The 21,547-nt window shown below is 72.0% G+C and carries 16 protein-coding genes; 7 read left to right on the top strand and 9 right to left on the bottom strand.

The annotated features are described in order from the left end of the window. The first annotated feature begins 91 nt into the window (after window positions 1–91). Complete coding sequence (nth, locus tag JJI54_RS03525; protein ID WP_226381484.1) at window positions 92–739, top strand: endonuclease III; 648 nt, start codon at window positions 92–94, stop codon at window positions 737–739. Between the two features lie 84 nt (window positions 740–823). After that, the gene (locus JJI54_RS03520; protein WP_203070969.1) at window positions 824–1,531 is read left to right on the top strand and encodes a calcium-binding protein; all 708 of its coding nucleotides are present in this window, start codon (window positions 824–826) and stop codon (window positions 1,529–1,531) included. On the opposite strand, the gene JJI54_RS03515 is transcribed toward JJI54_RS03520, so the two are convergent. Both JJI54_RS03515 and JJI54_RS03510 read right to left on the bottom strand, forming a co-directional pair. Then, window positions 1,522–2,112, bottom strand: coding sequence for an HdeD family acid-resistance protein (locus JJI54_RS03515; protein WP_203070967.1), 591 nt, complete (start codon window positions 2,110–2,112; stop codon window positions 1,522–1,524). The genes JJI54_RS03520 and JJI54_RS03515 overlap by 10 nt on opposite strands. Before the next feature lie 47 nt (window positions 2,113–2,159). Then, window positions 2,160–3,401 carry a M24 family metallopeptidase gene (locus JJI54_RS03510; protein ID WP_203070965.1) on the bottom strand — a complete coding sequence of 414 codons (1,242 nt, stop codon included), beginning with the start codon at window positions 3,399–3,401 and terminating at the stop codon, window positions 2,160–2,162. A gap of 85 nt (window positions 3,402–3,486) precedes the next feature. Between JJI54_RS03510 and JJI54_RS03505 the strand changes: the two genes are divergently transcribed. The 3 genes from JJI54_RS03505 to JJI54_RS03495 are packed head-to-tail and all read left to right on the top strand — an operon-like array spanning window position 3,487 to window position 6,271. Next, window positions 3,487–4,491 carry a TRAP transporter substrate-binding protein gene (locus JJI54_RS03505; protein WP_203070963.1) on the top strand — a complete coding sequence of 335 codons (1,005 nt, stop codon included), beginning with the start codon at window positions 3,487–3,489 and terminating at the stop codon, window positions 4,489–4,491. Continuing rightward, window positions 4,491–4,985 carry a TRAP transporter small permease gene (locus JJI54_RS03500; protein WP_203070960.1) on the top strand — a complete coding sequence of 165 codons (495 nt, stop codon included), beginning with the start codon at window positions 4,491–4,493 and terminating at the stop codon, window positions 4,983–4,985. Before JJI54_RS03505 ends, JJI54_RS03500 begins: the two co-directional genes overlap by 1 nt. Continuing rightward, window positions 4,982–6,271 carry a TRAP transporter large permease gene (locus JJI54_RS03495; protein ID WP_203070958.1) on the top strand — a complete coding sequence of 430 codons (1,290 nt, stop codon included), beginning with the start codon at window positions 4,982–4,984 and terminating at the stop codon, window positions 6,269–6,271. The genes JJI54_RS03500 and JJI54_RS03495 overlap by 4 nt, the downstream gene beginning before the upstream one ends. Before the next feature lie 55 nt (window positions 6,272–6,326). Here the strand turns inward: JJI54_RS03495 and JJI54_RS03490 are convergent, their stop codons facing one another. From JJI54_RS03490 to JJI54_RS03475, 4 genes are read right to left on the bottom strand one after another with little or no spacing between them, the layout of a single operon-like run. Beyond that, complete coding sequence (locus tag JJI54_RS03490; RefSeq protein WP_203070957.1) at window positions 6,327–7,934, bottom strand: FAD-dependent oxidoreductase; 1,608 nt, start codon at window positions 7,932–7,934, stop codon at window positions 6,327–6,329. After that, complete coding sequence (locus JJI54_RS03485) at window positions 7,931–8,884, bottom strand: Bug family tripartite tricarboxylate transporter substrate binding protein (protein WP_203070955.1); 954 nt, start codon at window positions 8,882–8,884, stop codon at window positions 7,931–7,933. The genes JJI54_RS03490 and JJI54_RS03485 overlap by 4 nt, the downstream gene beginning before the upstream one ends. 13 nt (window positions 8,885–8,897) lie before the next feature. Further along, window positions 8,898–10,172: an FAD-dependent oxidoreductase gene (locus JJI54_RS03480; protein ID WP_203070953.1), complete on the bottom strand. Its 1,275-nt coding sequence runs from the start codon at window positions 10,170–10,172 to the stop codon at window positions 8,898–8,900. Between the two features lie 10 nt (window positions 10,173–10,182). Beyond that, window positions 10,183–11,628: a class I adenylate-forming enzyme family protein gene (locus JJI54_RS03475; RefSeq protein WP_203070951.1), complete on the bottom strand. Its 1,446-nt coding sequence runs from the start codon at window positions 11,626–11,628 to the stop codon at window positions 10,183–10,185. 105 nt (window positions 11,629–11,733) lie between these two features. Here JJI54_RS03475 and JJI54_RS03470 point away from each other — a divergent pair, with 105 nt between their 5' ends. Beyond that, complete coding sequence (locus tag JJI54_RS03470; protein ID WP_203070949.1) at window positions 11,734–12,597, top strand: amidohydrolase family protein; 864 nt, start codon at window positions 11,734–11,736, stop codon at window positions 12,595–12,597. Next, a complete protein-coding gene (locus tag JJI54_RS03465) occupies window positions 12,594–14,072 on the top strand; it encodes a class I adenylate-forming enzyme family protein (protein WP_203070947.1) in 1,479 nt (492 codons plus the stop codon). Before JJI54_RS03470 ends, JJI54_RS03465 begins: the two co-directional genes overlap by 4 nt. Here the strand turns inward: JJI54_RS03465 and JJI54_RS32575 are convergent. The 3 genes from JJI54_RS32575 to JJI54_RS03450 all read right to left on the bottom strand — a co-directional run bounded on the left by JJI54_RS32575 (window position 14,059) and on the right by JJI54_RS03450 (window position 21,513). Continuing rightward, entirely contained in the window at window positions 14,059–19,116 is a 5,058-nt protein-coding gene (locus tag JJI54_RS32575; protein WP_203070945.1) for a beta strand repeat-containing protein, read from the bottom strand. The genes JJI54_RS03465 and JJI54_RS32575 overlap by 14 nt on opposite strands. A 102-nt stretch (window positions 19,117–19,218) precedes the next feature. Beyond that, window positions 19,219–20,847: a gamma-glutamyltransferase family protein gene (locus tag JJI54_RS03455; protein WP_203070943.1), complete on the bottom strand. Its 1,629-nt coding sequence runs from the start codon at window positions 20,845–20,847 to the stop codon at window positions 19,219–19,221. A gap of 93 nt (window positions 20,848–20,940) precedes the next feature. Continuing rightward, window positions 20,941–21,513, bottom strand: a complete 573-nt coding sequence (locus JJI54_RS03450) for a demethoxyubiquinone hydroxylase family protein (RefSeq protein WP_203070941.1) — start codon at window positions 21,511–21,513, stop codon at window positions 20,941–20,943. Window positions 21,514–21,547: the final 34 nt, after the last annotated feature.

Raw genomic sequence — 21,547 nt, 5'->3', positions numbered from 1 at the left:
CCGCCCGAAAAAATCCGCCGCCACGCCCGCCAGGGCGGCGAAAGCCAAGGCCGCGCCGCCGGCCGCGCCGCGGACCCGTCGCGCCAAGGTGATGAAGGCCGACCAGGCGGCCGCCTTCCTGCGCGCCCTGGCGGCGGCCAACCCGGCGCCGGAGACGGAGCTGCATTTCCGCGATGCCTATACGCTGCTGGTGGCGGTGGCGCTCTCCGCCCAGACCACCGATGTGGCGGTGAACAAGGCGACGGCGACGCTGTTCGAGGAAGCCGCCACCCCCGCCGCCATGGTGGCGCTGGGGGTGGAGGGGGTGGCACGCCACATCCGCCGGATCGGGCTGTGGCAGGGCAAGGCGCGCAACGTCGTCGCCCTGTCCCAGCTGCTGCTGGACCGCCATGGCGGCGTGGTGCCGGAGGACCGCAAGGCGCTGGAGGCGCTGCCCGGCGTCGGCCGCAAGACCGCGAATGTCGTGCTCAACGTGGCCTTCGGGCAGGAGACGATGGCGGTGGATACGCACATCTTCCGCCTCGGCAACCGCACCGGCATCGCGCCGGGCAAGACCACGCGGCAGGTGGAGGATGGCCTGGTGAAGCGCTGCCCGCCGGAGATGCTGCGGGACGCCCATCACTGGCTGATCCTGCATGGCCGCTACATCTGCAAGGCGCGCATGCCGGAATGCTGGCGGTGCCCGGCCCTCGCGTTCTGCAACCACACCGCCAAGGTGCTGGCGCCACCGGCGCGGTAGCGGGCACACGCGCTCGTGCTTCCGCCGGGGGCTGCCCTGCCGGCAGAAGCGAATAGTATACGATCCATTGCGCGGGGGTGGATCATGGCGGTTCTGACGGGTCTTTCGGGGGCGGACCGGCTGCGGGGCACGCAGGAGGGCGACGTGATCCTGGGCGACCCGGCCGGGCAGGTGCCGGGGGGCGGCAATGTCATCCAGGGCCTGGGCGGCGATGACGTGGTCTTCGCGGGCTATGGCCGGGACACGGTGCAGGGCGGCGCGGGCAACGACACCATCACGGGCGGCGGCCTGTTCCCCGGCCCCGGGCAGGGCGGCGCCTTCCTGGCGCGGGACGACGGCGCGGACCGTCTGCAGGGCGGCGCGGGCGACGACGTCATCCAGGGCGCGGGCGGCGACGACACGCTGGAAGGGGCGGAGGGCCATGACCTGCTGCTGGGCGAATGGGGGGCGGACCGGCTGCTGGGCGGGGATGGGGATGATTTGCTGGTGGGCGGGCTCGGCGCGGACCGGCTGACGGGGGGCGCGGGGCTGGATGTCTTCGTCTTCGGCTTCACCGCGGCGCCGGCGGCCTTCGGGCTGGATGCGGGGGTGGGCGCGGCGCGGGACCAGGTGCTGGACTTCGCCCAGGGCCAGGACCGGCTGCGCTTCGAGGGCATCGCGCCCGAGGCCGTGTCCTGGGAGATCCGGGCCGGGGGCGTGATGGTCCACATCACGGGCTTCGACGGCAGCCAGGGGGAGATTTGGCTGCGGGGCGTGACCGGCCTGACCGCGGATGACGTGATCTACGCCTGAGGGGCGGGTCCGTGCGGATCCTTCGCGATCCGCCGCAGCCGCCAGCCGATGGCGAGGAAGAGCCCGCCCGTGACCAGCGCCTGCACGCCGACCAGCCAGACCAGGGCGAGCAGGCCGGGGCCGGGTGCCACGATCATCCAGGCGCCGACGAGGACCGCGAGCGCGCCGAGCAGGCCCATCAGCACATCGCCGCTGCGGAAGGCCATGACCAGGCGCATGGCGCCGACGATGGCGGCCCAGGCGCCGACCATCACCACCAGCAGCACGGCGGAGACGCCGGGCATCACCAGCACGCCGATGCCGGCGAGGGTGGAGGCGATGCCATCGATCCAGAGCCAGGTGCGGGACCGGTTGCCCGCCAGGTCCGGCGCGCCGCGGGCGGCCTGGGCGAGGGTGGCGATGCCCTCCACCAGCAGGAAGGCGGCGAGGAAGCCGAGGACGAAGGCCAGGCCGAGGCCCGGGGCGAACAGCGCCAGCAGGCCGAACAGGATGCCCGCCACGCCGCGCAGCAGGAACAGCCACCAGCCCTGCGCCAGCATGCGCACCACGGCGAAGCGGCCTTCGGGCGGCGTGGGCGGCATGGCGGGAATCCCTGTGCGGTGGCGGCGCTGCAACGCCGCCGGTGCCGTCACAGTTCGACCAGGCCGCGCGGCAGGGTGGCGCCGGCCAGCGTCTCCGCGCCCGTGTCGGTGACCAGCAGCATGTCCTCCACGATGAAGCCGCCGATGCCGTCGAGGTACCAGGGCAGCTCGAAGGCCATGACCATGCCGGGTTCCAGCACCACCTCGCTGTCGGCGGCGGTGAAGGGCCATTCCTCCGACCAGATGGAGGCGCCGAGGCCATGGCCGAAATGGCCGCGGGCGTAGGAGGGGAAGCCGGCTTCGCGCACGGTGCGCAGGCAGGTTTCGTGGATTTTCCTCAGTTCGGTGCCGGGCCGGAACAGGGCGCGGCCGGCTTCGAAGGCATCCAGCAGGGGGGCGAAGACCTCCTTCGCGAGGCAGGGGGCGGGGCCGAGGGTGAAGGTCCGGGCGAGATCCGCCGAATAGCCGCCGACCACGGCGCCGACATCGACCTTGATGACGTAGCCGCGCTGCAGGCCGCCGGGGCTGGACCAGGGGGAGGTGCCGAAGCCGACATACTCCCACGCCGTGACGGGCGCGGTGGCGTCCCGCCCGTGCTGCTGCACCAGGTCGAGGAAATGGCGGCCGAGGGCGGGGCGCGTCGCGCCTTCCCGCATCGCGGGGATGAAGGCGTGGAAGGCGGCCTCCGTGATGGCGCCGGCCTGGCGGAGCAGGGCGATTTCCGCCGGGGATTTGTGGGCGCGCAGGCGGTCGAGCAGGGCGGAGGCGTCGGCGAGGCGCGCGGGGGCGATGGCGGCTTCCAGCGCGGCGAGGTCGGCGGCGGGGACGGCGGAGAACTCCACGCCGAGGCGCGCGGTGGCGAGGCGCTGGTCGGAAAGCAGGGCGCGCAGCTCCGCCAGCGCCGCGGCGCGGTCGAAGGTGGCGGGGCGGGCGAAGCCGGGGGGACGGTCAGCCGTGGCCGCGGCCACCAGTTCCGCGGCGCTGGCGCCGTCCCGCATCACGGCGCGGAGCGACAGGGCCTCCGGCCAGATGGGATGGGTGCGGAGCGGCGCGCAGCCGGCGGCCTGCGCCGAGGGCGCGAAGAGGTCGCTGGCCACGGCACCGACGGGCTGCCCGGGATCGGCGGGGATGACGGCCATGGCGGCGCCGAGGCGACGCCAGCCGGCCGCGACGCCGGCGGGGGCGCCGGTGGCCCAGGCGAAGGCCTCCGGCGAGACGACCAGCAGGGCATCGAGCCCCGCTGCCTCCATCATCCCCGCGGCGCGGGCGCGATCGACATGTCCTGGCATCCGCGCATCGCAGGGTGGGCGTGACAGATTGTCAATCATCCCGCGTGGCCCCTATCGTCGCGCGGATGGGATGGGAGTGACTGTCATGAAGCGGTTCGTGCTGGGGGCGCTGGCGGCGCTGATGGCGGGCGGGGCGCAGGCCCAGACGACGGAGTGGCGCTTCCACAACAGCTACGCGCCGACGCGGATCGAGAGCCAGCATGTGCGGGAGCTGGCCGCCGATGTGCGCACGCGGAGCAATGGCCGCTTCGTGCTGAACGTCTTCGAAGGCAATGCCATGAACCTCAGGGATGCGGACGCGCTGCGCACCATGCAGGGCGGCACGCCGGAGATCAGCTTCATCTGGCCGCCCTTCCTGGGGCGCGACGATGCGGCCATGTCCTCCATCCTGGTCTTCGGGCTGATCCGCAACGCGCAAGAGCTGAACCGCATCATGCCGGCGCTGCAGCAGAGCCTGAACGAGGGTATTCGCCGGTGGAACATCGAGCCGGTGGGGTACATGCAGCTCGGCCTGCTGGATGCGGCGGTGTTCTGCCGCAGCCCCGTGCGGAGCCTGGATGAGTTGCGGCGCGTGAAGCTGCGCGTGGGGTCGCGGGAGCAGGTGGAAACCTTCCGGACGCTCGGCGTCGCGGCGCAGATCGTGCCGCAGCAGGAGCTGTACAGCGCGATGCAGACGGGCGTGGTGGATTGCGCGCTGTATCCGCCGCGCATCGTGCACACGATCAGCCTGCAGGAAGTGGCGAAGCACGCGACGAGCACGGGCTTCGCCTTCCCGCCCACGCCCTACATCGTGATGGCGCACCAGGCACGGTTCCGGGCGCTGTCGGCGGAGAACCGCACGGCGCTGCAGCAGGCGACGGCCGCGATGGAACAGCGCAGCGCGCGGTTCGAGCAGGATGCGGCGGATGACGAGGCGGCGCGGGTGCGGCTTCGGGAGGCCGGCGTGACCTTCCACCCGACCTTCACCGAGGCCGAGCAGCAGGCCATCCGCACCGCGGCGCTCAACACATGGGACACGCTGATGCGGGAGGCCGGCGGGCAGGGCCCGGCCTGGCGCGCGCGCATCCAATCCGCGCTGACCGGGAACTGATGCAGGCCATCGACCGCGCGTTGCTGCTGGCGACGCGCGGGCTGCTCGCCCTTTCGGCCGCGTGCTGCGCGGCGATATTGGGGCTGGTCGTGGCGGCGGTGGTGATGCGCTACGCCGTCGCGGCGCCGTTCCGCTTCACGGAGGAGCTGTCGGGGCTGCTGCTGTCGGCCATGGCGTTCCTGGCGCTGCCCTTCGCGATGGCGGGGAATGCCAACATCCGGGTGACGCTGGTGACGGACAGGCTGCCGCCGCTGGGCAAGCGCGTCGCCTGGTTCCTGGGGCAATGCATCATGGTCGCCTTCTGCGCGGTCTTCGCGTGGGAGGGCTGGGCGATCGCCGAGTTCACGCTGATGCTGAAGCTGATGAGCGAGCAGGCGCGGCTGCCGCTCGGCCCCTGGGTGGTGCTGATGCCGGTGAGCCTGGGTGTCACGGGGCTGGTGGCGGCCTGGGTCGCGTTGCGGCCGCCGCCGGATGAGAAGGCGGCGCATCTGTGATCTGGACCACGCTGCTGGGGATGCTGACGGCCACCGTGCTGTCGGGCGCCGTGCTGGGCGCGGCGCTGGGGCTGACGGGCTTCGCCATCCTGCATTTCTTCGCCGGCGGATCGACGCGCATCGGCGTGCAGACGGTGTGGAACACGCTGAACGAGTTCACGCTGACCGCCATCCCGCTGTTCATCCTGCTGGGGGAGTTGCTGGTGGCGTCCGGGCTGGCGCGGGGCGTGTATCGCGCCATGGCGCCCTTCTTCGGGCGGCTGCCGGGGGGGTTGCTGCACACCAACATCGCGGTCTGCACGATCTTCGGGGCGGTGTCCGGATCCTCCATGTCCGTCGCCGCGGCGGTGGGGTCCGTGGCGTATCCCGAGTTGAAGTCGCGGGGCTATGACCGGGCGGAGACGGTGGGGACTCTGGCGGCGGGCGGGACGCTCGGGCTGCTGATCCCGCCATCCTTGTCGCTGCTGATCTATGGGGCGCTGACGGATACCTCGATCGGGCGCTTGTTCATCGCGGGCGTGCTGCCGGGCCTGATGATGGCGGCGATCTTCATGGGCTGGATCGTCTTCGCGGCGCTGCGCAACCCCGCCATCGCGCCGGAGGAGAAGCGGGTGGCGATCGGGGAGGCGGTGCGGGGATTGCCCGCGGTGCTGCCGCTGCTGGTGCTGATCGTGGCGGTGCTGGGCAGCCTCTTCGCGGGGCTGGCGACGCCGACGGAGGCCGCGGGGGTTGGCGTGGCCGCGGCCGCGATCCTCGGCTTCACCATCGGCGACCTGACGTTGCGCGGCGTGGGCGTGGCGTTGATCGGCACGGTGCGGACCTTCGCGGTGATCGCGATGGTCTTCGTGGGTGCGCTGGTGCTGGCGCAGGCGATCAGCCTGCTGGGCCTGCCGCAGCAGATGCTGACGGTGGTGTCGGAGTGGGGCCTGTCGAAGTGGCTGCTGCTGCTGGTGGTGGTCGTCGTCTATCTCATCCTCGGCTGTTTCTTCGATGGCCTGTCGATGATGATCATGACCTTGCCGCTGGTGTTTCCGCTGCTGACGGGCGTGGGGTTCGATCCGGTGTGGCTGGGGGTGGTCGTCACCATCATGATCGAGGTGGGGATGCTGACGCCGCCGGTGGGGATGAACCTGTTCGTGCTGGTCGGCATCACCGGGGGCGAGGTGAAGCTGGGCGAGGCGGCGGTCGCCGCCCTGCCCTACTGGATCGCGCTGCTGCTGGGTGTGTTCCTGCTCTGCCTCTTCCCCGGTATCGCGACATGGTTGCCCAGTCTCGCCTTCGGTTGAGGCGGGGTCCGGGGGGCGCCACGCCCCCCGGCGGAGCGCGAGGCAGCGCCTCGCATCAGTTCCGTGTCGCCAGCCTCTGCCCCGCCACATAGCCCCAGGTCATATACGGCCCGATCGTCGTCCCCGTCCCCACGCCGCGCGTGCCGAGCGGATTGGCCGATGACGCGCCAGCCGCGAAGAGTCCCGCGATGACGCTGCCATCGGGCCGCAGGACTTCCGCGTGTTCGTTGGTGCGGGGTCCGCCCTTGGTGCCGAGGATCGATCGGTTGAAGGGCATGGCGAGGAAGGGCGTGCGTTCGATCGCTTCCAGCCCGCCACGGCGGCGCTTGTCGCCGGAGGCGGCGGCATCCGCGGCGGAGGGGCGGTTGAAGTCGCTGTCCTTCTGCGCCGCGCAGTGGGCGTTGTAGCGCGCGATGGTTTCCGCGAGTGCCGTCGCGTCGAGGCCCGTCTGTTGCGCGAGGTCCGCGATGGTGTCGGCGCGTTTCAGCCAGGCGGGATCGGCGCGGGCGCCCCAGCGGGCGGGGGGCAGGCGGTCCAGCAGGCGGGCATCGCTGATGACCCAGCAGGGCAGCTGCACCGGGTTGCCGGCGGCGTCTCGTTCATCCATCGACTCACCGATGTTGAAGCGCAGCTCGTTGGCGAAGCGCTGCGCGTGGCGGTTGACGATGATGGCGTTGGGTTCGGTGTGGAAGGGCACGGGGCGCGCCATGAGGCGGCCGTGCAGCGTGGTGGGGATGGAGGGGGTGAGCGTCGCCTGGTCCATATGGGCGAGGGCGGCGCCGGCTTCCGCTGCCATGCGGTGGCCATCGCCGGTGTTGCCGGCGGGGCTGCCGAGGTAGTCCACGGGGCCGGGGAAGTGCTGCGCCAGCAGCGCGGAATCCCATTCGAAGCCGCCGGTGGCGATGACGACGCCGCGCCGGGCGGTGATGGTGTGGCGGGCGCCACGCTGTTCCACGATGGCACCGGTGATGGCGCCCGTCTCGTCGCGCGTCAGCTCCACCGCGCAGGCTTCGAGTTCGATCTGCACGCCGGCATCGAGGCAGCCGCGCAGCAGCCCGGTGATGAGTGCCGTGCCCTTGCCGCGCGTGTTGGTCAGGATGCGCCAGAGCAGCCGCGGCCAGAGCTGCCAGGCCGTGCGGAAGGGATGGTGGTAGAGGTCGGTCTCGACGGCCTCGTGATAGGTGAAGAGTTCGGGGATGGTGGATTTGCGGATGCGCAGCGCGAAGCGCCCGGCCTTCCAGCGGGAGAGCGGCAGCGGCGAGAGCATGCGGCCGCGCTTCCGGGCGCCGGGCAGGTCGCGCAGCGGGTCGGGCTCGGGCGTCAGGGCGAAGCGCAGCGGGGAGTTTTCTTCCACGAAGCGCAGCATGGCCGGCGAGGCCTCGACCAGGCGCTGCCAGAGCGCGTCCTCGGTCTTCGCCCAACCCTCGGGTGCGGCGGCGCGGATGTAGGCGAGCGCATCGGCCTCGCTGTCCTCGATGCCCGCGGCGGCGGCGTGGTGGTTGGCGGGAATCCAGGTGCCGGCGCCGGACATGGCGCTGGTGCCGCCGAGGCGGTCCGTCTTCTCCAGGACGGTGACGCGCAGCCCCGCCTTGGCGGCGGTCAGCGCCGCCGTCAGCCCGGCAGCGCCGGAGCCGAGGATCAGGGCATCGGTCTCGTGCTTCATTCCGCGCGGATGCCGCCGGCGCGCACCACCTCGCCCCATCGGCGATATTCCTCGGTGAAGAGGGTGGCGAAGGCGGCGGGGTCGCGGGCCGCGCGCAGCAGGCCGAAGCCCGTGATGCGGGCGGCGATGGCAGGGTCGGCCAGGGCTTCCGCCAGCAGCGCGCGCAGGCGGTCGATGCCCGCAGGCGGCACGGCCTTGTTGGCGAAGAGCGCCTGCCAGCCATCGGCCTCCACATCGCGCACGCCCTGTTCGGCCAGCGTCGGCACCTCCGGCAGCGCCTCCAGCCGCGCGGGGCCGAGCACGGCGAGCGCGCGCAGCCTGCCGTCGCGGATCAGCGGCAGGGCGGAGGAGAGGGAGGCGAAGGAGAAGCCGATATTGCCGGCGACGAGGTCCGGCAGCATCTGGCCTTCCCCGCGATAGGCGACGGACTCCACCGCCGCGCCGGTGCGGGTGCGAAAGACCTCGATGGCGAGGTGGGAAAGCGTGCCATTCCCGCTGTTGCCCGCGTTCAGCGGTCGTGTGCGCGATGCGGCGACCAGGCCCGGCAGGTCGCGAAGGGGCGAGGCGGCGGGCACCACCAGCACGAAGGGCGCGGAGGCGACGAGGCCGACGGGGACGAAATCCGTGGTGACGTCATAGCCCACGGGCTGCGTCGCGAGATGCGGCACGATGGTCATGCTGACACTGCCGAGCAGCAGGGTATGCGCATCACTGCTGCTGGCGGCGACGCGCGTGCCGATCATGCCGCCGGCGCCGGCATGGTTCTCCACGATGCAGGGCTGGCCGAGGCGCGGCGTGAAGAATTCCGCCAGCATGCGCGCCAGGATGTCCGCGGGGCCGCCAGGCGCGAAGGGGACGATGAGGCGCACGGGGCGCGTGGGCCAGGCGGGCTGCGCGAGGGCGGGCGTGGCGAGGAGCAGCGCGGGCAAAGCGCGGCGGGTGAGGGTCATCGGGGCTTCCTCCTCATGGCAGATGGGCACCGCCTTCTCGCAGGGCGGCTTGCAGGGCCGGCACGTCGCAGGAGGCGGGCGCGGCATTGCCGCGCGCGGCCATGGCGGCCGCGAGGCCCGCGGCCTGGCCGATGGCCATGACGGTCGGCATCACGCGGGTGGCCGCATGCGCCTTGTGGGTGGCGGAGATGCCGCGCCCCGCGACCAGCGCATTGTCGAAGCCGAGCGGCAGCAGGGACCGCAGCGGGATGGCATAGGCATGGTCCTCGCCGAAGCCTTCGAAGTGCAGGCCGGCGCCCTTGGCGGGGTGGATGTCCATGGGATAGGCGCCCCAGGCGATGCGGTCGGCGAAGGGGGTGGCGGCGCGCAGCTCCTCCTCCGCCAGCACATGCAGGCCGCGGATGCGGCGGCTTTCGCGCACGCCGATCTGCGGCGCGAAGGCGACGAGGCGCCCCTGCGCGCAGCCCGGCACCAGATCACGCAGGAAGGCGCTGGCGGCGAGGGACTGGCGGCGGCCCTCGACCTCGGCCGCGGAGAGCGCCAGCGGGTCCGTGGCGTCGAAGGCCAGGCGGCCGATGTTGAACCAGGCGTCGCGCGTGCCCTCGATGCGGCTGGCGTGGAGGGCGGCGCGGGCAAGGCGGCCTTCGGCCACTCCCTGGCGGGACAGCGCGGCGAGGTCCTGCGGCGAGAGGGCGTCGAAGACGGCGAGGTCGATGGGCCCGAAGCGGAACATCGCCGTTGCGGGCTGCATCGCCTGGCCTTCCTCGAGCGGCAGGAAATCCGCGCCGAGGCGCGCGAGCAGGTCGAGATCGCCGGAGGCATCGATGACGATGCGCGGCAGCACGCGCCAGACACCGGCCTTGGTGAGGAGATCGACCGACGTGATGGTGCCGCCCGTGCGCTGCGCGTCGAGGATGGAGGCATGAAACAGCAGCCGCACGCCGGCTTCCTGCGCCATGAAATCCAGCACGGGCTTCAGCACTTCCGGGTCGTAGCAGACGCGGTCCATGCGGTGGCCGGTGGACATGGTGAAATACGAATGGCCGTCGCTGGCGCCGAGGGCCATGAGGCGCGCGACCACTTCCTCCGCGATGCCGGCGACCACGCGGCGGCCGGTGGCGGTTTCCCAGCCCACGAACTGGCCGACAGCCGCCGCGGTGGCGGCGCCGCCGAGGAAGCCCCAGCGTTCCACCAGCAGCACATCCGCCCCCGCCCGCGCCGCCGCGATGGCCGCCACGATGCCCGCCATGCCGCCGCCGGCGACCAGCACATCCGCCCTGAGTTCCATGCGCGGCACCCTAGCCCGAGCCAGCGAAGAGCGGCAGCAGGGCGGCCTTCACCACCTTCCCCCCGGCATTGCGGGGCAGGGTTGCAACCAGCGCCCAGCGGCGCGGCACCTTGTAGGCGGCGAGGCGCGTCGCGGCGGCTTCGCGCAACGCTGCGGGATCGAGGCCGGGGGCGATGACCGCCGCCGCGACTTCCTGCCCGTATTCGGCGTCGGGGATGCCGAGGACGGCGGCGTCCTCAACGCCGGGGATGGCGCGCAGCGCTTCCTCCACCTCACGCGGGTGGATGTTGGCGCCGCCGCGGATGATCATCTCCCCTTCCCGGCCCGTGACGCGCAGCCAGCCGCCGGAATCGATCACGCCGCGATCGCCGGGGCGGAACCAGCCATGGCGGAAGGCGGGGTCGCCGGGCACGTCATCGGGCACGGAAGGGCCGCGCCAGCGGATCGCGCCTTCCTCCCCGGGGGGCAGCGCGTTGCCGGCGGCATCCACCACCTGGAGATCGATGCCGAAGCCCGCGCGGCCGACGCTGTCGCCGTGATCGTCCATCTCGCCGGGCGGCAGCACCGTGGCGCCGCCGCCCTCCGTGCTGCCGTAATAGTCGTGCAGGCGGGGCGAGAGGCGGGCGCGCACGGCCAGGCGCTCCGCCGGCGCCAGCGCGGCGCCGGTGGAGATGAGGGTGCGCAGGCCGGGCCAGCGCGGCGGCGCATCGGGCGCGCAGGCGGCGAGGCAGCGGCGCAGCTGCGTCGGCACCAGGAAGGTGGCGGTGGCGGCGAAACCGGCGATGGCCTGGTCCAGCGCCGGCGGGTCCCAGGGCGGGCAGAAGAGCCGCAGCGTGGCGCCGGCCCAGAGCACGGACATGGCGAAGCCGCGGCCGCCGCCATGGTGCAGCGGCGTCGCCACCAGGAAGCGGTCGGCACGATCGAAGCCGAGGCCGACATGATGGCCGATGAAGCGCGCCCGCATGTGGGAATGGCGGATCAGCGGCCCCTTCGGCGTGCCGGTGGTGCCGGAGGAAAGTGCCACGACGAGGGGCGGATCGTCATCGGCCGGGCGCGGCGGCGGCGTGGCGGGGGCGGCGGCGACTTCGGCGAGGAAGGCGTCGTCGGCGATGATCTCGCCAGGCAGGGCATCGGCGCAGCGGGGCTCCACCAGGCTGTGCGCGCAGGGGAAGACGGCGCGCGCGGCGGCACGCTCCGCCGGGGACCAGCGATGATCCATCGGCAGCACGGCGATGCCGAGCCGCGCGAGAGACCAGAGCGCGACGACGTGCAGCGGATGATCGCCGAGGCAGAGGGCGAGGCGCGCGCCGGGCGCGACACCGCGCGCCAGCAGCGCCTGCGCCAGGCGGTTCACCGCGGCATCGAGTGCCGCATGGTCCAGCGCCACGCCATCGGCCAGCAGCGCGGGATGGGTGGGGCGCATGCGGGCATGGAGGGCGAGCGCATCGGCGAGCATGGCGGGTTGACAGCCCAGGTGAGGCGGCCAGAGTTCCGCCGCACGCGGCACGGGTCAATCGCCGCGCCACGACGCGGCGATGCCGCGACAAGGAATCCTGACGCGATGGGCGACGAGATCTGGGCGATCGATTCCGTGGTGAACATCTGGACGAAGGAGGCGCTGGCCGCTCGGCCGGACCGCACCGCCTTCTTCCGCGGCAAGATCGGCGTGGACCAGGAAACCTTCGAGGGCATCAGCCTGGAGACGATGCTGGCGCGCATGGACGCCGCGCGGATCGAGCGCGCCTTCCTGGTGGCCGCCAAGGTCGGCGTGAAGTGGCACCCCGCCTGCTACCACGTCCCCTACGAATTGGTGGCGGCGGCGGTGCGGCAATACCCCGACCGCTTCTCCGCGCTGGCGGGGCTGGACCCGACCGAGGGGATGGACGGCGTGCGCGCGCTGGAGCGCGCGGTGAAGGAGGACGGCTTCATCGGCGCGCATTTCTACCCGCATTGGTTCGAGCTGCCGCCCGACCACGCCAAGTGGTATCCCTTCTACGCGAAATGCGTGGAACTCGGCGTGCCGGTGCAGCTGCAGGTCGGGCAGAGCCTGGTCTATGACGCCAGCTACCCGCGGCGCTCCGTCGGGCGGCCGATCTGCCTGGATGCGGTGGCCTGCGATTTCCCGGAGCTGAAGATCATCGGCATCCATGTCGGCATCCCCTGGACCGACGAGATGATCGCGATGGCCTGGAAGCACCGGAACGTCTTCATCGCGGCGGACGCGCACAGCCCGAAATACTGGCCGGAGAGCTTCGTGCGCTACATCGACAGCTACGGGCAGGACAAGGTGATGTTCGGCACGGATTTCCCCGTGCTGCAATTCGAGCGCACGCGCGCGGAGGTGGAAGCGCTGAACCTCCGCCCGGGGCCCTTGCGGAAATTCCTGCGGGAGAATGCGCTGCGGATCTACGGGCTGGCGCCATGATGAACATCGCGGATGCGCTGGCGCATCACGCGGTGGCGCGGCCGGACCAGGCGGCGCTGGTCGCGGGCGATCGCCGCGTGCTGTACCGGGACCTGGACGGGCTGGTGCGGCGCTGGGCGGCGCATCTCACGGCACTCGGCCTGCGGCAGGGCGATGTGGTGGGGATCGCGCTGCGGGACAGCCTGGAGCACATGCTGGCGCTGTGGGCCGCCGCGCGGATGGGCGCGGTGGCGCTGCCGCTGGACTGGCGCTGGACCACGGGGGAGCAGCAGGCCGTGGCGCTGCGTTTCCGGGCGTCGCTGGTGCTGGTGGAGCCGGGGGCGGCGGCGCTGGAGGGGCTGCGCTGCGTTCCGATGGATGACGGTTTCGCGCGCGGTGTCGAAGCGGCGCCGGCCGACCTGCCTTTCCCCAGCGGGCGCGATTGCGGCGCGATGCCGCTGCTGATGTCGCTGTCATCCGGCACCACGGGGCGGCCGAAGGGGCCGGTGGTGACGCATGAACAATTCCTGCGCCGCTTCTGGACGCATTGGATCGACCTCGGCCTGAACAGCCGGGAGGTCTATGTCTCCGCGACGCCCTTGTATTTCGGGGGCGGGCGGACGTTTCCGATGTCGCTGATGTTCAGCGGCGGCACGGCGGTGCTCTTCCCGCCGCCCTACAAGCCCGAGGCGCTGGCCGCCGAGATCGCGAAGCGCGAGGCGACCTCGGCCTTCCTGGTGCCGACGCTGCTGCGGCGGCTGCTGGACCTGAGTGAGGCAGAGGCCGCGCCTCTGAAGAAAATGCGGCTGCTGCTGTCGTCGGGCGCGCCGCTGCATCCCTGGGAACGCAAGGCCATCCGCGACCGGCTCTGCGCCGGGTTCCATGAGTACTACGCCAGCACGGAGGGCGGCGGGATATCGCTGCTGCGGCCGGAGGATATCGACGCGCATGAGGCGAGCGTCGGCCGCGCCGTCTTCGGCGTGGAGATCGCGATCTTCGACGATGCCATGAACCGGCTGCCGCCGGGCGAGGTCGGGCGCATCGGCTATCGCGGGCCCGGCGTCGCCACCGGCTTCTTCGAGGATCCCGAGGCTGACGCGGAAGTCTTCCACCAGGGCTGGTTCCTGCCCGGCGACCTCGCCTCGGTCGATGCCTCCGGCTACGTCACGCTGAAGGGGCGGAAGAAGGACATGATCATCCGCGGCGGCGTGAACATCTACCCGCCGGAGATCGAGAGCGTGCTGCTTGCCGACCCCCGGATCGCGGAGGCCGCGGTGGTGGGCTTTCCCTCCGCCAGCATGGGGGAGGAGATCGCGGCCTTCGTCGTGCCGCGGCCCGGGGAGGCGCCGGATGCGGCGAGCCTGGAGGCGCTGTGCCGCGCCAGGCTCGCCCCCTACAAGGTGCCGAAGCGGATCGAGCTGATCGCCGACCTGCCGCGCAACAGCAGCGGCAAGACGGTGAAGGCGGAGCTGGCGAAACGCCTCACACGAAGCTGAGGTCGAGGAAGTCCGGCAGCGCGCCCTGGATGCGCGCCAGCACCACCTCATCCCCACTGCGCGCCACGCCATCGGCATCGAAGACCAGGTCGCGCCCGGCCATCGCCAGCGTCCAGCCATCGCCGCGGCCATAGCCGAAACGGCTTTCCGTCACCGCGCCCAGGGCGATGAACAGGTCGCGCCCGGGGTCGATGCTGTCGCGGTCCAGCAGGATGCGATCCGTCTCGTCATAGTCGAGGATGCGGTCGATGCCGCCGAAGCGCCCGAGCAGGAAGGCATCGGCGCCACCCTCCCCGCGCAGCGTGTCGTTGCCGGCGCCGCCGGTCAGGGTATCGGCGCCCTCCCCGCCCCGCAGGCTGTCATGGCCCTGGCCGCCATCCAGGCTGTCATCCCCTTCCCGCCCCAGCAGCGTGTCATGGCCGATGAGGCCGAGCAGGACATTGTCCGCCGCATTGCCGGTGATGCCGTTGTCGCCCGCATTCCCCGTGCCGCTGGCGGCGGTGCCGAGCAGGACGAGGCGTTCGACATTCGCCGAGAGCGTGATGCTGAAGCTGGCGCGCACCATGTCGTTGCCGCGGCCGGCGGCTTCCTCGATGGTCGCGCCGGGCTGGTTGACGATGTAGGTGTCATCCCCCTCCCCGCCCGCCAGCAGGTCATGGCCGCCGCGGCCATCCAGCTGGTCGTTGCCCTCCCCGCCCATCAGCGTCTCCGCCCCGCTGCCGCCGAGCAGCGTGTCGGCGCCGGCGCTGCCCTCCACCCTCTCGACGAAGCGCAGCGTGGCGGTGGCGCCGGCGCGGGTGACGCTGGCGGCGCCGAGGTCGATGCGCGCGCCCACCGCATCGTCGCGCAGCGAGAAGGTGTCGGTGCCGCTGCCGCCATCGAACAGCTCCCCCGCCTGCAGCCCGGCGCCCAGCAGCAGGTCGTCCCCCGCGCCGCCGCGCAGCGTATCGCGGCCGGTGAAGCCATCCAGCGTATCGGCGCCGCCATTGCCTTCCAGCCGGTCGTCGCCGGTGCCGCCGGCCAGCGTATCGCCGGCCTGGCCGCCATGCAGCGAATCATCGCCGCCGCCGCCATCGGCGGTCCAGGCGACGGTGCCGGCGGTGGCCAGCAGCCGGTCATCGCCCTCGCCGAACAGCGCGGTGGCGGTTTCGAAGGCGCGGGCGATGCCGGGGCCGAAGCGGATGACGCCCGCGGCATCGGTGGTGACGGTGGCCGCCGCCGCCGCCAGGTGCAGCACGAGGACGTCCTGCCCGTAGCCGCCGCGCAGGTCATGCCCGCGCAGGCCTTCCACCGCGACGGTATCGTCGCCGGTGCCGCCGGAGAATTGCAGCACCTCCACCCCCGTGACGGTGCTGCCATCCAGCAGGTCGGTCGTGACGTCGGGGTTGGTGAGGTTCACGCCATAGCCGAGGAAGGCGGTGGCGCGGTTCAGCATGAGGCGGTCCAGCCCTTCCCCGCCCACCACCATGGCGGGCGCATCGGCCACCAGCGTATCGTCGCCCGCGCCGCCCAGCAGCGTATCGGCCAGGATGCCGGGCAGGGTGAAGTCGCCCGGCCCGAAGCCGCCGCCGGTATCGACCAGCGCGAAGGTGGAAACGACGGCGGGCCCGCCATTCGCGACCAGGCGATCCGCGCGGTCCCCGCCCTCGATCAGGTCGGCGCCGCTGCCGCCCAGCAAGGTGTCGGCGCCATCGCCGCCCAGCAGCGTATCGGCCAGGGCCGCACCCTCGATGGAATCGGCGCCGCGGCCGCCGGCCAGGCGGTCCGCGTGGAAGCCGCCGATGAGCGTATCGTTGAAGATACCGCCTTCGACATCGACGCCATCCGCCGCGCCGGTGCCGATGTAGCGCAGCCGTTCGACATTCGCGATGCGCGATCCGTCGCTGAGGAAGGTCTCGTTCTCATCCGTCGTGTCGTCGCCGTCATCGGCATCGAGCGGCGCCATGGCGATGGCGAGCGGCGCGCCGCGGCCGGCATCCACCCAGAGCGTGTCGTCCCCCGCCCCGCCATCATAGAGGTCGCCGCCCGTGGACCAGACCAGCCGGTCATTGCCGCCTTCGCCGAACAGCGCGTCGCGCCCGCCGCGGCCATCGATCTGGTCGTTGCCGCCGCCACCATAGAGGCGGTCGCCGAAGGCGCCGGGGCTGCCGCGCGGGGCGGCGATGGGGGTGGCGGCGTCGCCGCCCTCGATCACGTCCTTGCCGGCGCCGCCGCGGAAGGTCAGGCGCTCGAAGCCCGCGAAGGCGGTCGGGCCGTTCGGGCCCTGGACATAGGTGAAATCGTCATTGCCCTGCCAGCCGGAGACGTTGAGGCTGCCGGTGGCATCGGAGAGATCGAGCACCAGGCGGTCATCGCCCGTGCCGCCCAGCAGCGTGTCGCCGCCTTCCCCCTGCCGCACGGTGACGACATCGTCGCCGCTGCCGCCATCCACCTGGTCCTTGCCCGCGCCGCCATCCAGGCTGTCCGCGCCGCCCGATCCCATCAGCGCATCGGCATGCACGCCGCCCGTGACCTGGTCATTGGCCGCGCCGCCGGTCCAGTCGATGCGTTCCGCGCCCGCGATGGTGGTGCCGTTGCTCAGCACCTGCGTCTCATTGGCGCGGAAGATGAACTGCCAGGAGGCGGGGGTGCCGAGGCGGGTGGTGGAGGGCGCCAGCACCACGACAAGATCGTCGCCGCCGCCGCCATCGACGCTGTCGATCCCGGCCGTGACGATGGTGTCGTTGCCGCCGCCGCCGTACAGCCGGTTGCGCCCGGCGCCGCCGCCCAGCACATCGTCGCCAAGGCCGGTGCGGATGATGTCGTTGCCCGCGCCGCCGGCGACGATGTCGGCGCCGGTGGCGAGCACGCCGCTGTCGAAGTCCAGCCGTTCGAAGCCGCGGGCAATGGTGCCGGTCGCGAAGGTCATCTCCGGCTGCAGGGCGAGGATGATGGCCTTGGGGGAGGCGACGCCCGCGCCGCGATAGACCAGCGTGTCCTGGCCATCGCCGCCATCCAGCACATCGGCCTTGCCGGTGCCGGATTCATCCATCGCGATGATGGTGTCCGCGCCGGCGCCGCCCAGCACCGTGTCCCGCCCCGTGCCGCCATCCAGCAGGTCATCGCCCGCGCCGGCATCCAGGCTGTCCGCGCCCGTGCCGCCGGTCAGCGTATCCGCGCCGAAGCCGGTGGCGATGTCGAGGCGCTCGATCGATTTCAGCACGGTGCCATCGGGCAGCGTGACATCGACGCCGGCGGCGACGCGGAAATCGGCGAGGGAGCCGCGGCGGGCGATGACGGCGCGGTCCTGGCCGGAACTGCCATCCAGCGTATCCACGCCGCCATCGGTGCCGCCGGCATAGAGCGTGTCGTTGCCCGCGCCACCCTTGAGGGAATCGCTGCCGCTGGCGCCGGTGCCGAGGTCCCCGCCCGTCAGCACGTCATGCCCGCCCTGGCCATCCAGCGTGTCGTTGCCGGCGCCGCCGAGCAGGATGTCATCGCCCGGCACGGCGATTCCGGGCGCGTTGTAGCCGGTGTAGAAATCGGCCGGCCCGCCCGGGCCGCTATCGCCATAGAGGCGGTCATGGCCGGCGCCGCCGCTCAGCAGGTCCCCGGCCCCGAAGCCGTGCAGCGTGTCGGCGCCATCATTGCCGAAGATGTTGTTGAAGACCTTGGACCCCGCGATCAGGTCGTTGCCCGCCTTGGCGTCCAGCGCCGTCTGCTCATCCGTCAGCCGGCGCGTGTCGTCGCCATCGGTGGCGGTGACGTCGTTCTGGTAATGGGCGGTGTAGGTGGCCTGCACGCCGGTGATGCCATCGGTCGTGTCGGGCCCGTCCAGCACCACCTTGCGCGAATTGTCGTAGAGCCAGAGCGGCTCCGCCGACCAGCCATCGGCATCGGGGACGAAGAAGTGGATGAGGGGGCCGACCGAGACGTCGAAATCCTTGAAGCGCGTGTTGCGCAGCCCGATTTCCAGCGCCGAGACCTCCATCGTCGCGGTGAGCTGGATGCCGACGCGGGCGCTGTAGGTGCCATAGGCGGTGTAGGTGACGGTCGCGTCCACATCGCCCTGGCCCTGCGGCGTGTCGATGGTGAAGCTGTCGCCCAGCGCGCCTTCGGCATGCTGGCCGAGGCTGGTGTCGAGCTGCAGGCGGATGCCGTCGAGGTGGAACTCCACCTCCTGCACCAGGCGGAGCGTGACGTTGGTCTCGACCTCCAGCACCGTCCAGTAGAGCTGCGTCTTGGGGCCGGCGATGTCGAGCGTGCCGGACAGCACCTTGGCCGCGGGGAAGAGGTTCGCCAGGAACTGCGCCATGGAGAAGGTGGCGTCGAGGAAGGCGGGCCCCTGGCCGCTGCGCATGAGGGAGGGGAAGAGCCCGTCGCCGAAGGTGACGCCCTGGTATTCGTTCGGCGCCTCTGGCACCGTCAGCTTGTTGATGGTGATGGGGAAGGTGCCGAGGTCGAGGTCGATCGCCTCCCCCGTCGTGATGCTGAGGATGTTCTCCCGCCCATCCGGGATGTCCACCAGCGGGATGTCGAGGTCGGAGATGATATCGACCTCATCCACCCAGAGGTCGGCAGAGACGTCGATATCCTTCACCCCGGCCTGGAGGCCATAGACGAAATCGACGGAGAGGCTGGAGGGGCCCTTGGGCGCGACGAAGGGCATGTCGCCGGTGACGAAATCGAGCGTCGGCAGCAGGATGGGGTTGGCGTTCTGGTACTGCGCGAGCGGCGTCTTGTCCGCGGCATCCGGCGGCGGGATGTAGGGGGCGGCGCGTTCATCCACCCATTCGCTGAAGCCATCGGCCTTGTCGTCCACGACATAGTCGATGCCGAAGCTGCCGGCATCCCAGGTGGCCGTCACCTCGATGCCGAGCTGGCCATGGGCGTAGATGGTGGCGCCGGCATCGATGACGGGGACGGGGATGCCGAAGCTGTCCTCCGTCAGCCGCTGTTCGAAATCCAGCCGCGCCACCAGGTCATCCCACACCAGGCTGCCGGCGGCGGGCCCTTCCAGCGCCAGGGCGTTGATGTTCCGGGTCTGGAGGGTGAGTTCGGTCATGGTGCGGGGGCCCTGGGCACGTCGGGCCCAGGGAATCACGGGATCACGCCGTCGCGATGTTCCCGCGCTTCGCCGCGGTTTCGCGCTGTTTCGCGCGGGCGGTCAGGGCACGCCGATGGCGAGCCCGTCCCGCTGCGGATCGGCGCCGCCGGCCAGCACGCCATCCCAGAGGCTGATGCCGTGCGGGGCGGCGAAGGGGTAGGAATGGTAGTTGCGGCGCACCGCCTCCCCGGCCGCGACCAGGGCGCGCTCCACCGATCGGGGGATGCGGTTGCCGATATCGATGGCGGGGCCGGTGGCGGCGAAGCGGGGGGCCTGCACGGCTTCCTGCATGCCCATGCCGAAGTCGAGCACATTGACCAGCACCTGGAGGATGGCGATGCCGATCCAGGCGCCGCCGGGGGCGCCGAGCGTCATCACGGGGCGGCCATCCTGGAAGACGATGGTGGGGGTCATGGAGGAGAAGCGCTTCTTGCCCGGCGCGATGGAGCCCGCGCGGCCGGGGCGCGGGTCATACCAGTTCATCGCGCCGTTCAGCATGAAGCCGGTGCCGGGCGGGATGACGCCGGAGGGGACGCCGAGGGTGTGGGTGAGCGAGGCGACCAGGCCCGAGGCATCGACGCAGGAGATCGTGGTCGTGTCCTTGGCCGTCGCGGTGACGCGCGCGGGTGCCGCCACCAGGCCATCGCGGATGCGGGCGGCGCAGGCATCGGCATAGGCGTCGGAGAGCAGGTGGTCGAGCGGGGGCGGCTGGGTGGCGGGGTCGCCGATGTGATCCTCCCGGTCCTTCAGCGCGATGCGCATGGCGGATGAGAGGATGCGGATGAAGGCCGGGCTGTTGTGGCCCAGGGCGACGAGGTCGAAGCGTTCGAGGATGCGCAGCATCTCCGCCACCACGATGCCGCCGGCGGGGGGCGGGGGCAGGGAGATGTCGAAGCCGCGGTAGCGGACGGTGAGCGGCGCGGCTTCCGTCACGCGGAAGCCGGCGAGGTCGGCGGCGGAGAGGAGGCCTCCATTGGCCGCCATGTCGTCCAGGATCACGCGGGAGAGGGCGCCGGTGTAGAAGCTCTCGACGCCATCGGCCGCGATGCCGGCGAGGGTGCGGGCGAGGGCGGGGTTGCGGACGGGGTCGCCCGGGCGTTTCGGGGTGCCGTCCGGGCGGCAGTAGAGGGCCGCGCCTTCCGCGGTGAAGGCGAGTTTCCGGACGTAGTCGAGGCGGCCATAGGCGGCTTCGTTCGCCGTGAACATGGTGTGGACGTGGGGGCGGATGATCCAGCCTTCCTCGGCGAAGCCGATGGCGGGGGCGAAGAGATCCTTCCAGGGCAGGCTGCCGAAGCGGGCATGGGCTTCGGCGAAGAGGCGGAGGATGCCGGGGGTGGTGACGGCGCGGTGGCCGACTTCGTTGGCGCGGTCGGCCAGGATGAAGCCGTAGCCATCGGCGCATTCGCGCTGGAAGGCCGCTTCCCACATGGTGGGGGTGCAGGCGCCGGGGCAGGTGGAGAGGCCGTCCAGCACGGTCGTGCGGCCCGTGGCGGGGTCGTGCAGCTGCAGGATGCCGAGGCCGCCGATGCCCGACATCATGGGGTCCACGACGCCTTGCGTGAGCGCGCAGGCGAGCAGCGCGTCGATGGCGTTGCCGCCGGCGGCGAGGATGCTGGCGCCGGCCTCAGCGGCCTCCGGCTGCGGCGCCACGATCATGGCCCTGGGCTTGGGAAGCTTGTTCGTCGGCATGGCTGCGATCCCCCTCTGGGAGTCGCATAGTGCCGGCGGGGCCCGGGGGGCGCCACGCCCCCCGGCGGAGCGCGAGGCAGAGCCTCGCACTTTTCAGATGCGGCGCGCCGCCTGTACCGCCGCCGCGGACCCGTTCCCCACCAGCCACGCCCAGCCGCGCAGCAGCATGCCCGGTGGTGCCGTGGCGGCGTCGCGCGCCTCGTCCCGGTGGTGGACTTCCTCGGCCTGGCAATGGGCCAGCAGGGCACGGATTTCCGGGTGGATGTCCTCCGCGTCCAGCCGGTCGATCTGCTGCTGGTAGTGGTGGTCCACGAAGGTCTCCACCGCGTCGATCGTCGCATAGACGGCGCGGGGGCCGAAAAGGGAGGGCAGCGCGCCGGTCAGCCAGCCGGCGACGCGCCAGATGGGCAGCAAGCGGCTGTGCTGGTGCGGCGGCAGCAGCACGTTCAGCAGGTCGAGGTGCCCCTGTTCCGTCGCCATGTGGCGGCGGGCGAAATCCACCACGCCGGGGTCGCGGCAGACCGCCAGGATGCCGCGGTAGATCATGACGGCCCCTGTCTCTCCCGCATGGTCGGAGCGGAGTTCGCCCACCAGCCAATCGGGCAGGGGCGGCAGGGTGGAGAGGATCGGCGCCGTATAGGCGGGGGGGCGTCGGTCATGGGTCATGGCGGCGCGGATGTGGTCCGCGACCCCGGCGGGG

Origin of the sequence: Falsiroseomonas ponticola, from assembly GCF_016805305.1 — a bacterium.
Classification (GTDB): domain Bacteria; phylum Pseudomonadota; class Alphaproteobacteria; order Acetobacterales; family Acetobacteraceae; genus Falsiroseomonas; species Falsiroseomonas ponticola.
This window is presented reverse-complemented; position numbering and strand designations above follow the sequence as displayed.

What these genes read in the sequence shown, in the direction of transcription:
- nth (WP_226381484.1), top strand. Translation starts at nt 92, where the DNA reads ATGAAGGCCGACCAGGCGGCCGCCTTCCTGCGCGCCCTGGCGGCGGCC.
- JJI54_RS03520 (WP_203070969.1), top strand. Translation starts at nt 824, where the DNA reads ATGGCGGTTCTGACGGGTCTTTCGGGGGCGGACCGGCTGCGGGGCACG.
- JJI54_RS03515 (WP_203070967.1), bottom strand. Translation starts at nt 2,112, where the DNA reads ATGCCGCCCACGCCGCCCGAAGGCCGCTTCGCCGTGGTGCGCATGCTG.
- JJI54_RS03510 (WP_203070965.1), bottom strand. Translation starts at nt 3,401, where the DNA reads ATGCCAGGACATGTCGATCGCGCCCGCGCCGCGGGGATGATGGAGGCA.
- JJI54_RS03505 (WP_203070963.1), top strand. Translation starts at nt 3,487, where the DNA reads ATGAAGCGGTTCGTGCTGGGGGCGCTGGCGGCGCTGATGGCGGGCGGG.
- JJI54_RS03500 (WP_203070960.1), top strand. Translation starts at nt 4,491, where the DNA reads ATGCAGGCCATCGACCGCGCGTTGCTGCTGGCGACGCGCGGGCTGCTC.
- JJI54_RS03490 (WP_203070957.1), bottom strand. Translation starts at nt 7,934, where the DNA reads ATGAAGCACGAGACCGATGCCCTGATCCTCGGCTCCGGCGCTGCCGGG.
- JJI54_RS03485 (WP_203070955.1), bottom strand. Translation starts at nt 8,884, where the DNA reads ATGACCCTCACCCGCCGCGCTTTGCCCGCGCTGCTCCTCGCCACGCCC.
- JJI54_RS03480 (WP_203070953.1), bottom strand. Translation starts at nt 10,172, where the DNA reads ATGGAACTCAGGGCGGATGTGCTGGTCGCCGGCGGCGGCATGGCGGGC.
- JJI54_RS03475 (WP_203070951.1), bottom strand. Translation starts at nt 11,628, where the DNA reads ATGCTCGCCGATGCGCTCGCCCTCCATGCCCGCATGCGCCCCACCCAT.
- JJI54_RS03470 (WP_203070949.1), top strand. Translation starts at nt 11,734, where the DNA reads ATGGGCGACGAGATCTGGGCGATCGATTCCGTGGTGAACATCTGGACG.
- JJI54_RS03465 (WP_203070947.1), top strand. Translation starts at nt 12,594, where the DNA reads ATGATGAACATCGCGGATGCGCTGGCGCATCACGCGGTGGCGCGGCCG.
- JJI54_RS32575 (WP_203070945.1), bottom strand. Translation starts at nt 19,116, where the DNA reads ATGACCGAACTCACCCTCCAGACCCGGAACATCAACGCCCTGGCGCTG.
- JJI54_RS03455 (WP_203070943.1), bottom strand. Translation starts at nt 20,847, where the DNA reads ATGCCGACGAACAAGCTTCCCAAGCCCAGGGCCATGATCGTGGCGCCG.
- JJI54_RS03450 (WP_203070941.1), bottom strand. Translation starts at nt 21,513, where the DNA reads ATGACCCATGACCGACGCCCCCCCGCCTATACGGCGCCGATCCTCTCC.